This is a genomic window from Dactylosporangium sp. NPDC051485, from assembly GCF_040682015.1.
Lineage (GTDB): Bacteria > Actinomycetota > Actinomycetes > Mycobacteriales > Micromonosporaceae > Dactylosporangium.
In genome coordinates, this window is record NZ_JBFAZW010000194.1 from 1 (window position 1) to 11017 (window position 11017).

The 11017-nt window shown below is 71.7% G+C and carries 9 protein-coding genes and 1 riboswitch; all 9 genes read left to right on the forward strand.

Features of this window, described 5'->3' with window-relative positions:
- The first annotated feature begins 476 nt into the window (after positions 1–476).
- Positions 477–1256 carry a WecB/TagA/CpsF family glycosyltransferase gene (locus tag AB0M46_RS49750; protein ID WP_363348497.1) on the forward strand — a complete coding sequence of 260 codons (780 nt, stop codon included), beginning with the start codon at positions 477–479 and terminating at the stop codon, positions 1254–1256.
- 41 nt (positions 1257–1297) lie between these two features.
- A complete protein-coding gene (gene asnB, locus AB0M46_RS49755; RefSeq protein WP_363348482.1) occupies positions 1298–3184 on the forward strand; it encodes an asparagine synthase (glutamine-hydrolyzing) in 1887 nt (628 codons plus the stop codon).
- A 40-nt stretch (positions 3185–3224) separates the two neighbouring features.
- A complete protein-coding gene (locus AB0M46_RS49760) occupies positions 3225–4229 on the forward strand; it encodes a sugar transferase (RefSeq protein WP_363348484.1) in 1005 nt (334 codons plus the stop codon).
- Entirely contained in the window at positions 4204–5682 is a 1479-nt protein-coding gene (locus tag AB0M46_RS49765) for a hypothetical protein (RefSeq protein WP_363348486.1), read from the forward strand. Before AB0M46_RS49760 ends, AB0M46_RS49765 begins: the two co-directional genes overlap by 26 nt.
- A 2-nt stretch (positions 5683–5684) precedes the next feature.
- Entirely contained in the window at positions 5685–6296 is a 612-nt protein-coding gene (locus AB0M46_RS49770; protein ID WP_363348487.1) for a TetR/AcrR family transcriptional regulator, read from the forward strand.
- Positions 6293–7084, forward strand: a complete 792-nt coding sequence (locus AB0M46_RS49775) for a maleylpyruvate isomerase family mycothiol-dependent enzyme (RefSeq protein WP_363348489.1) — start codon at positions 6293–6295, stop codon at positions 7082–7084. The genes AB0M46_RS49770 and AB0M46_RS49775 overlap by 4 nt, the downstream gene beginning before the upstream one ends.
- 297 nt (positions 7085–7381) lie before the next feature.
- Positions 7382–7525, forward strand: a riboswitch (cyclic di-AMP (ydaO/yuaA leader).
- A gap of 263 nt (positions 7526–7788) precedes the next feature.
- The gene (locus AB0M46_RS49780) at positions 7789–8610 is read left to right on the forward strand and encodes a hypothetical protein (protein WP_363348491.1); all 822 of its coding nucleotides are present in this window, start codon (positions 7789–7791) and stop codon (positions 8608–8610) included.
- 235 nt (positions 8611–8845) lie between these two features.
- Positions 8846–9832: a zinc-dependent alcohol dehydrogenase family protein gene (locus tag AB0M46_RS49785; RefSeq protein WP_363348493.1), complete on the forward strand. Its 987-nt coding sequence runs from the start codon at positions 8846–8848 to the stop codon at positions 9830–9832.
- 147 nt (positions 9833–9979) lie between these two features.
- Positions 9980–10756 (forward strand): Stf0 family sulfotransferase, encoded by a 777-nt coding sequence (locus AB0M46_RS49790; protein WP_363348495.1) that lies wholly within the window; start codon positions 9980–9982, stop codon positions 10754–10756.
- Positions 10757–11017 lie beyond the last annotated feature (261 nt).

The window sequence follows — 11017 nt, forward strand, 5'->3', positions numbered from 1 at the left end:
GTCCTTGCGGCGGAACGCTCGCCCGCCCCACCGCCCGGCCGCGGGGCCGGCCGGCGAGACCGCCCGCGCCCGCCCGGGGCCGGCCGTTACCGGTGCCGGCGTCAGGAAATGGATCGCCCATAACGTGTAACCGTCCTCGAACCTGGTGCGCCGGCAGCCGAGACCTGCGTGACTTTCGCAAGCATAAGAGGCCCTCACGGGGCCGGGCCGCGTGTCCACAGGTGATAACGCAGGTGGCCGGGGGCCCGGGGGCCACGTCGGCGATGACGGCGCGGCCGAAGGCCCGCATCACACGGCGAGTCACCACCGCCCTGCCACCGGGCCGCGTTTATCGGCAACGGCATGGGTACAGGCGCGCTCAGCATCCCGCAGTTGAGGCTGGCGTTCGTTGCCTCGAGCCGGCCGGCGTGGTCGGCCGGGTGCCGGCGGGGCGAAGGAGAGGAAGAGCGTTGGTCGACGCGGGAAAACGCAGCGTCATGGGGGTGCTGGTCGACGTCATCGACTACGACGCGGCGATCACGAAGGTCATCGCGGCCGCCCATCAGCAGCGCCCGTTCATCCTGACCGCGCTGGCCGTGCACGGTGTCATGACCGGCGTGTCCGATCGCCGGCACAACGCCCGGCTCAACGCCTTCGACGTGGTCGCCCCGGACGGCCAGCCGGTGCGGTGGGCCCTGAACCTGCTGCACCAGGCCGGGCTGCGCGAGTGGGTGAGCGGGCCGGAACTGACCCTCCGGGTGCTGGGGCGGGCGGCCACGGAGGAGTTGCCGGTGTACCTGTACGGATCCACGCAGCGCACCGTCGCGAGGCTGGAAGGGACGCTGGCCCGGACGGTCCCGGCGCTGCGGATCGCCGGTGCCGAGCCGTCGCGGTTCCGTGACGCCGAGCCGGGCGAGTACGCCCGCATCGCCGAGCGCATCAACGCGTCGGGTGCCCGGCTGGTGCTGGTCGGTCTGGGCTGCCCGCGGCAGGAGTCGTTCGTCCACGCGATGCGGCCGCTGCTCGCCATGCCGCTGCTGGCGGTCGGGGCGGCCTTCGACTATCACGCCGGGCTGCTGAGCTACGCACCACGCTGGATGCAGCGCAACGGACTGGCCTGGACGTGGCGGCTGCTGCTCGAGCCGCGCCGGCTGTGGCGGAGGTACCTGGTCCTCGGACCCCGGTACCTGGTGCGGCTGTCGGCGCAGAAGACGGGGCTGTGGGAGCCGTTCGTGCCCGCACCCTCGCACCGGCCGGTCGAACCGGCTCCGGTCTGACCGCGCCCGCCTGTTCATCGATCGACCGAGGCGGAGGACTCATGTGCGGAATCGCTGGAATCGTAGTGGCCGACGGCGGGCCGGCCGTGGACGAGGATCGCTTGCGCGCCATGTGCGGCAGCCTCGCCCACCGGGGCCCGGACGAGGACGGCTACTTTCTCAGCCCGACCGCCGGCCTGGCAGTGCGGCGGCTGGCAGTCATCGACGTGCTGCACGGCCGGCAGCCGGTGCGCTCCGAGAACGGCACCGTGCACGCGGTGCTCAACGGGGAGATCTACAACCACGCAAGGCTGCGGCAGTACCTCGCCGCGCGCGGGCACACCTTCCGCTCTGGCAGCGACGCCGAGGTGATCCCGCACCTGTACGAGGAGTTCGGCACCGGCTTCGCGGAGCACCTCGAGGGCATGTTCGCCATCGCCCTGTACGACAGCGCCAACCACCGCCTGGTCCTGTGCCGCGACCGGGTCGGGGTGAAGCCGCTGCACTACGCCGAGCGCCCCGACGGCCTCGTGTTCGGCTCGGAGATCAAGGCGGTGCTGTGCGCCCTTCCCGACCGGACCCCGGACCTGGAGGCGTTCAGCGCGTACCTGTCGCTGATGTACGTGCCCGCACCGCGCACGATGTACCGGGAGATCCGCAAGCTGGAACCGGGCACGACGCTGGTCTGGCAGGACGGCCGCTGCACGCGGCAGCGCTACTGGGCCCTCGCCGACGTGCCGCAGCGGCCCCACCTCTCCGCCATCCGCGCGTGCGCCATCCTGCGCGACCTCGTGGTCGACTGCGTCCGCCAGCAGATGGAGGCGGACGTGCCGGTGGGCTTCTTCCTCAGCGGCGGCATGGACTCCGGTACCGTCGTCGCGGCCGCTCGGCGCGCAATGCCCGACGCCACGCTGAAGACCTACTCGGTGGGCTTCGCGGACCGGTCGTACGACGAACGCGCCGAGGCCGCCGTTGCCGCGGAGCGGTTCGGCACCGACCACACCGAGCTGATGGTCGAACCGACGGCGCAGGACCTCGTGGACGGCATCCTACCGGCCTTCGACGAGCCGTTCGCCGACCCGTCGATGGTGCCCACCTACTACCTGTGCCGGCTCGCCCGCCGGGACGTGACGGTGGCGTTGAGCGGCGACGGAGGGGACGAACTCTTCGCCGGCTACCTCACGTACCAGGCCGACAAGTACGCCCGCTACTACCGCCACCTGCCGCGCGCGGTGACCGCCCGGATGGCGCCGGGCCTGCTGCGCTTCCTGCCGCGCTCCAGCGCCAGGGCGAGCTTCGACTTCAAGGCCCGCCGCTTCGTCGAAAACGCCCTCGAGGAGCCCGGCCGCAGCCACTACCTGTGGCGGGTCGTGTTCCGGGAGGCGCACAAGGCGCGGCTGTTGCAGCCGGAGGTGTACTCCGAGCTGTGCGACGCGTACGACACGCACCAGGCGCACTACGAGGCCGGCGCCCCCTTCGACCGGCTGACCCGGTTCCAGTACACCGACACCCACGTCTACCTGCCCGACGACGTGCTGACGAAGGTCGACCGGGTCAGCATGGCGCACTCGCTGGAGGTCCGGGTCCCGCTGCTGGCCACGCCGATGCTCGAGTTCGCGTTCTCGTTGCCGGACCGGCTGAAGTTCCCGGGCCGGCAACCGAAGTGGCTGCTGCGGCAGGCGATGGCCGGCCTGCTGCCGCCGCCGACGCTCGCCATGGGCAAGAAGGGCTTCAACGCCCCGCTGCCGCATTGGCTGCGCGGCGAGTTCCAGCCGCTGGTGCGCGAGTACCTGAGCCGGGACATCCTGCGGCGGCAGGGTTACCTGCGCTTCGAGGCTGTGAACGAGATCGTCGAGCGCCACCTCGGCGGCGCGGCCGAACACGCCCGCGAGATCTGGATCCTGCTGCTGTTCACCATGTGGGCCGAGCAGGAGAAGGCATACCGATGACGACGGCACCTGCCCGCCTGCCCTGGAGGTACGAAATCCTGTGAGAGTCTGGGTGCTGCTCTTCCCGCTGTTGCTGGCCTTCCTGCCCGCCGTCGTCCTCACCTCGTCCGTCCCGCCGCGGGTCCGGGCCTGGGCCTGCCGGGTCGCCTTCATCGTCACCGCGCTGCTGATCGCTGCCCCGTGGATCTGGCTGCGCCTGGGCCATGAGGTGCCGGCGCGGGTCGCCATGATCCTGATCACCGGATCGTTCGCCGGCGGGATCGTGCTCAGCGGCGCCACCGCCGGGATCGTCGAGGACAACGCGCCGCCGTCGCCCGCCATCCAGCACGCGGTCCTGCGGTACCACACGGCCTGCACCATGCGCCCGGACCCACGGGGCAAGCGGGTCCTGGACGTGACCGGCGCCCTCGTCGGCCTCGCGCTCACGCTGCCGCTGTGGCCGATCATCGGGCTGCTCATCTGGTTCGAGGAGCCCGGGCCGATCTTCTTCACCAAGAACTCCGTGGGCCGCGGCGGCCGCACGTTCCGCCAGTTCAAGTTCCGCAGCATGCAGTACGGCGCCGAGCGGCTCACGGGACCGGTCGTGTCGCCCGCCGGCGACCCGCGCACGCTGCGGGTCGGTCGCCGGCTGCGCCGCTGGCACCTCGACGAGCTGCCCGAACTGATCAACGTGCTCAGCGGCTCGATGAGCCTGGTCGGGCCGCGGCCGCTGCGCACCGTGCTCGTCCGCAAGCACCTCGAACAGGTCCCCGGCTACGCCGAACGGCACACGACGCGGCCCGGCATCGCCTGCATCGCCCAGATCGAGAAGTTCCACATGCCGCCGCAGGAGCGGCTGGTGAAGGACCTCGCCTACATCGAGCGCCAGAGCGTGCGGCTCGACCTGGAACTGCTCGTCCTCGCCGTGCTGACCACGGTCCGCGGCCAGCGGCACTACGACGAGCCGGTGCTCGCCGCGCCCGCTCCCCCCGCGGTGCCGACGAGCCGGACCGACGGGCAGCTGCCGAGGCCGGTCGAGCATGCCAGCCAGGCCCAGGACACCTGAGCGGACGCGCACGCGGCGCGGCCGGGGCCGGCTCGTCGCGGCCGGCCTGCTCGACCAGGTGGTCATCGCCGCCGCCAACTCGGCGAACACGCTCCTGGGCGGGATCCTGCTGCCCAAAGGCCGGTTCGGCGCGCTCGCCCTGGCGCTGGCGGTGGGCTACTTCGCGACGTGTCTCAACCGGGCGGTCGTCGGTGACGTGCTGCTCGCGCTGGCCTCGCGCTACGACGGCGAGCCCCGCGCGCGGCTGGTCCGCGACGGCCTGGCCACCGCGCTGTGCTCCGGCCTGATCACCACCGTCGTCTTCGTGGCCCTGTGGGCGCTCTCCCCCGGCCTGGGCGAGATCGACCTGCACCAGCTCGTCTGGCTGGCGCCGTTCACGGTCCCGGTCATGCTGCACGACACCGCCCGCAGCGACTACCTGGCCGACCGCCGCCCGGACAAGGCCCTCGGCATCGGCCTGGTCTGGGCCGGCACCCAGGCCGTCGCGGTCGTGGTCATGATCCTCACCCACACGTCCAGCGCCGGCGGGCTGCTCATCGCCTGGGGCCTCGGCGCCACCGCCGGCGCCGCCGTCTACCTCGTCCGCGAGCGCCGGCTGCCCTGGCGGGGCAGTCCCCGGGCCTGGCTGGCCGACACCCGGCACCTGTCCGGCTGGTTCACCATCACCGCCATCGTCGCCCAGGTCCAGGTCCTGGCGATCAGCTTCATCGTCGCCGGCCGGCTGTCCAGGATCGACCTGGCCAACCTGCGCTTCGTGCAGACCGTCGAGCTCCAGCCCGTACAAAACCTGATCACGGCCCTGCAGAGCCTGCTGGTCCCCCGCGCCTCGCGCAACGCCGCCGACGCCGCCGAAGCGGGTCCCGAAGGCGCCCGGGCCGCCCTCGCCCTGCGCCGCCGGACCCGCCGGCTGGTGACCGCCTTCGCCATCCTCGGCGCCCTCCTGGTGCTCACCGTCTGGCCCGTCGTCTCCGCCGTCCTGGTCCACACCCGCAAGTTCGCCGAAGCCGCGCCGCTGGCCCTGCCCATCGCCCTGCAATGCGCGGTCTACCTGCTGCAGGTCCCGTTCACCGCCGCCATGCGCGGCATGCACCGGGCCCGGCTGCTCTTCGTGCAGTACGTCGTCTTCGCGGTCGTCTCCCTCAGCGGTCTCACCGTCGGGGCCGGGTACGCCGGGTTGCACGGCGCCGCCTGGGGCCTGCTCACCGGCTCGACGGCCAGCCTGATCTGCATGGCCGCCCTCTACGGCTACGCCCTGAGGCGGCTCCGCCCGCCGGCCCGCGTGGAGCCGGCTCCGTCTCGTGTGGAGCCGTCTCGCGTGGAGCCGGCTCCGCCTCGTGTGGAGCCGCCTCGTGTGGAGCCGGCTCGTGTGGAGCCGGGCGCAACGCCCAGGACGGCGGCCCAGGACGGCGGTGAGCCGCTTGACGGCGTCCGGCCGGCGGCTCGATACTCCTAATCGTGTTAGGCGAACCGAAGCGCGATAGGAAATCCGAACGGCGTACGGCCACGCGGCGGGAGATCGTCGACGCCGCGTGGCAGGTCGCGCGGGACAGGGGCCTGTCCCAGGTCACGCTGCGGGACGTGGCCGACCTGGTTGGGATGCGGGCGCCGTCGCTGTACACCCACTTCGCGTCGAAGAACGCCATCTACGACGCCATGTTCGGCGACGCCTGGACGCAGTTCCTGGAGTACTCGAAGACGGCCGAGGCGAACGAGCCCCGCCCGAGCCGGTCCGCCATGCGCTTCTACGCCCGCGTGTTCTTCGACTTCGCGGTGGCGTTCCCGGCCCGCCACCAGCTGATGAACCTGCGCACGCTCCCCGACTTCACGCCCTCGCCCGAGGCCTACGCGCCGTCCGTCGCCGTCATGGCGGACTTCATCGCCCGGATGGCCCGCCACGGCGTGCGCGAACAGGCCGACATCGACCTGTTCGTCGCCATCGTCGGCGGGATGATCGACGCCCAGCTCGCCAACGACCCGGGCGGCACGCGCTGGTCGGCGCTGCTCGATCGGGGCATCGACATGTTCGCCGACAACGTCGGCATCACCGACGAGAGGACCCGGCCATGACCGCCACGACCGCGCCCCCGCCCCGGCTGCCGCGCATCGAGCGGGGCCTGGCGATGTGCCTCGCCGAGACCGAGTACGCCCGCTGCGCCGACCTGCTGACCAGGCTGGATCCCCAGCAGTGGTCGGCCCCGACGGCCAACACCGGATGGACGGTCCGCGACACCGCCGGCCACATGCTCGGCATGGCGCAGATGATGGCCAGCCTGCCGCAACTGCTCGGGCAGCTGTCGACGTCGATGCGGCAGGCCCGGCAGGCCAAGGCGCCCGTCTCCATCGACTTCCTCACCGCGCTGCAGGTGCGGCGCAACGCCGGCCTCACTACGGCCGAGCTCATCCGGCGCTGGCGGGAGGTGTCCCCGAGAGCCCTGCGCGGCCGCCGGCGCCTGCCGGGCCTGCTGCTGCGGCGCACCCTGCCCGAGGCTCAACTGGTCGGCGGGCACCTGGAGCGATGGACGGTCGGCTACCTGACGGACATCGTCCTGACCCGCGACCCCTTCATGCACCGGCTCGACATCTGCGCCGCGATCGGCCTGGACCCACAGCCCACCGCGGAGCACGACGGCCTCCTCGTCGACGACGTCGTGCGCGAATGGGCCGAACGCCACGGCCACCCCTACACCCTGGAACTGACCGGCCCGGCCGGCGGCGTGTGGGGCACCGGCGGCGAACGGATCACGCTGGACGCGCTGGACTTCTGCCGCCGGGTCTCCGGGCGCGGCGAGGCCACCGGCCTGCTGGCCACCGGCCTGCTAGCGACCGGCCTGCTGGCGACCGCCGTACCGTTCTGAGGCCGCCCGCCGCCACCAGCGCCCGTTCCGTCACCAGACAGGTCTCCGGGGCCCCGTGCCCGTCCGCCGCGCCCCGGGCGTGAGACGTCCCGCCCTCGGGCGCTGTCTCTTCATGCCCCCCACGACGCCGAGGCGCTGCCGCCTGACCGCGTCGACGTGCGTCACTTTCGCCGCAAAGTCGCAGGTCGCCGGGGTGCTAGCGGCCCCTCGGCAGTTCTGATCGAGGGGTTCACCTGCGTGTCCGAAGCGGCTATGGTCATGGGGCTCGCCGCTGATTGTCACCGTTCCGGGTGACGACGCGGCGGCCCGCCGAGTCGCGCTCGAACGAGCCGGGGACCCAAAAGCCACTGGGGTGAATCCGTGCGGCCACGTGCCGTGCGGTAGGGCGATCCTCCCGCCCGAATCCGTCAGCTAACCCGGTAGGCGGCACCGGAAGGAGCAGCGCATGCAGACCATCGGACGGCGCCATACCTCGGCACAGCGCCCCGCCGGCCGGCGACGCGGCCGCTGCGACTAACCGTCCGGGGGCCACACGCCGGCCCCGGCCACAGATCCGCGACCAGCACCGTCCCCAGTGGACGGTCGATGGCGCGACCCCTCGTTCCGTACCGGCCCTGCGACGCGCGGGCCGGCGATGCAGTCTGTCGAGGTTTCCGTGCAGTACCCCACGCGACCCAACCAATTCCCGGCCGGGAGGAGCATCCGTGCCGGCCGATAGGAACGGCGGGCCGCGGCACCTGCGACGTGAACGGCGCGGCCGTCACTCGGCCGTCCGCTGGCACCTCGGCCTGTCCTCAGCCTGCGCCGTCATCGCGTTCGCCGTCATCGGCGCGCTGCTGCTGGTGTTCTCGCACGGCGGTCGCTCACAGCCCGTGGCGCAGTCCGGACCGTCCGCGCAGCGCGAGGACGACCGGGTGGCGGACGCCGAGCGCCGCGCGTCCCGCGGCGAGCAGCGCACCGGCGACACGCCCAGCGGGCAACCATCGGCATCGGCGAGCGGTGGCCAGCAGCCGTCACCGGCGGGCACTGCCGTGCCGGCGCCGCCGAACACGACCACCGCCGCGCCGGCAAAACCCGCGCCGGCGCCAACGGTCATCGCCCCGGTCGGCGGGCTGACCCAGGCCGAGATGAAGAACGCCGTCACGATCGTCCGCACCGGGCAGGAACAGAAGCTGCCGAACCGCGCGTACGTCGTGGCGATCGCCACCGCGCTGCAGGAAAGCCACCTGCACAACCTCGCCAACCCCAACGTTCCCGAATCGCTCAACCTGCCCAACGAGGGCGTGGGCAGCGACCACGACTCGGTCGGGCTGTTCCAGCAGCGGCCGAGCTGGGGCACCGTCGCCGAGCTGATGAACCCGGCGGAGGCCGCACGCCGCTTCTACGCCGCACTCGTCAAGGTCGACGGCTGGGAGCAGATGGCGGTGACCGTGGCGGCGCAGACGGTCCAGGTGTCGGCGTACCCGGACGCCTACGCCAAGTGGCAGGCGCTCGCCGAGCAGGTCGTTGCCACCGTCGCACCGTGAGCCGGCGGGCCCACTCACCGAGGCGGAGCAGGCCCGCCGTCGCGCCGTGAGCCGGCGGGGCGGGCCCCGCTGGAGCCCATGCGCACGGCGGGCGCCCGGGCCATCCGGCACGGCGATGCCCGTCCTCGAAGCCCAGAAGCGAGCGCACGCCGGAATCGTCGCGCCCCCACCGCATGATGCGGCGCCGCCGGGGCATATGCCGCCGACGTAGCACGCCGCTGATCCGGGGGATCTCATGTCGCAGCTGCTCGTCACGTCGTACGGCGATCCGCGGGAATCCGTATCACTGGAGCCGTCGTCCGATCCGGTGCTGGGGACCGACGACATCCTGGTCGAGATGGAGGCCGCGCCGGTCAACCCGTCCGACTTCCTGCTCGTGCGGGGCGACTACGGGGTGCGGCCGCCGCTGCCGAGCCCGCTCGGTGGCGAGGGCGTCGGGCGGGTGGTCGACGCCGGCGTGGGCGCGGGCAGGCAGCTGGTCGGGCGGAGGGTGGTCATCCTGCCCAACTACGAACAGGGCACCTGGGCGGACCGGGTCGCGACGTCGTACCGCAATGTCGTGCCGATCCGCGACGACGGCGACCCGCTGCAACTCGCCATGCTGCCGATCAACCCGGCGACCGCCTACCTGTTGCTGCACAAGTTCGCCAAGCTGGCCCCCGGCGACTGGGTCGGCCTGAACGCCGCCAACTCCGCCGTCGGCCAGTGCGTCATCGCCCTCGCCCGGCTGCAGGGCCTCAAGACGCTCAACGTCGTGCGGCGCGAGGCCGCGGCCCAGACGGTACGCGACGCCGGCGGAGACCGCGTGATCGTCGCCGGGGACGACCTGCCCGCGCGGATCGCCGACGCGCTGGACGGTGCGCAGCTCAGCCTGGCGCTGGATGCCACGGCCGGCCCGGTCGTCGCCGACCTCGCCGCGGCGCTGAAGTTCCGGGGCACGATCGTCAGCTACGCCTACGTGACCGACGCGCCCCCGGCCGTCCGCGCCCACGACGTCATCTTCAACGAGGTGACACACACCGGGTTCTGGCTGCTCAACTGGCTGCGCCACGCCCCCCGCACCGAGATCGAGCAGACCTACCACGCGCTCAACGACCTCATCGCCAACGGCGAGCTGACCGTCCCGGTCGACGCGACCTACCGCCTGGCCGACTACCACGAGGCGATCGAACACGCGATGACACCGCAACGCAGCGGAAAGATCCTCTTCACCTTCGCCTGACGGCCACTTCAACCGATGACGGCCCGCGTCCCGACGGGCAACGCCGCTTCGCCGCCGAAATCGGCCGCCGCCCGGCTCCCGGCCTGCCGAATCCAGTTCCACATAATCGGGTTGCATGCCCGACTGTCGTTGCGATTACATCCGGCGATGCCCACGGAGATCGCCTACCGCGCCGACTCGTACTTCGTCTGCGCCACACCCCGCACAGGCAGCTCCCTGCTCCTCGGGCTGCTGAATTCCACGGAGGTCTGCGGTCACCCTCAGGCGTATTTTCGTGCGCCTGACGAACGGCTCTGGGCCGATCGATGGCAGATCCCTCGCACCGCCGAAGGTGGCTTCAACTACGCGGACTACGCGCAGGCCGCGCGTGCAGCCGGAAGCACCCCGAATGGCGTGTTCGGCGCGAAACTCATGTGGGGAACACTCGATGAAGTCGTTGACAAGCTCGGAGCGATTCACCGAGACCTCGCCGGCGACGATGTCGCGCTGCTGAACCGGGCATTCGGCCGCACCCGCTTCATCTACCTGCGACGCCACGACGTCCTGGCACAAGCCGTCTCCTGGCTACGCGCCGAGCAGACCAACACGTGGTTCATCGGCGGCAACGGTGAGATCAGCGGCAACAGCGGCAACAGGCAGGCCCCCAGGTTCGACGCCGGAGCGATCAGGCGCTTCATGGACATGATCGAGGAGCACAACGCCGCTTGGGAGGCATGGTTCGCCTCATGGGGCATCCAGCCCTATCGGGTGACCTACGAACACCTCGACGACGACATGGTCATCACGACCCGCGGCATCCTGGAGTTCCTCGGCATCGACGCGCCCGACCGGGCCTCCGCCATAGCGGCACGGCATCGACGCCAAGCAGACGGACTCAACCAGCAGTGGATCGAGCAGTATCAAGCGCAGGTTCCGGACAACTGATTGCTCCCGCATGTCGACGTACGGGTTTCGATGCAGAGCCAGGTACGCCAGACGTATATGGTCGGGAGGCTTGGCGCTCTGGCCCGCGGCGGCCACCGGCTCGGTGGCCTCTCTCCCGCCGCCTACGCTGGGTTACCAGTAGGCGGGTCGACGCCCAGATCGCGGCCATGAGCGTGCACCATTTGACATTGTCGTTGCCGTCCGGGGCGGTGATTCCGGGCGGGCTCGGGGATAATCAATCTCATGGGGCAGCTGTCATTC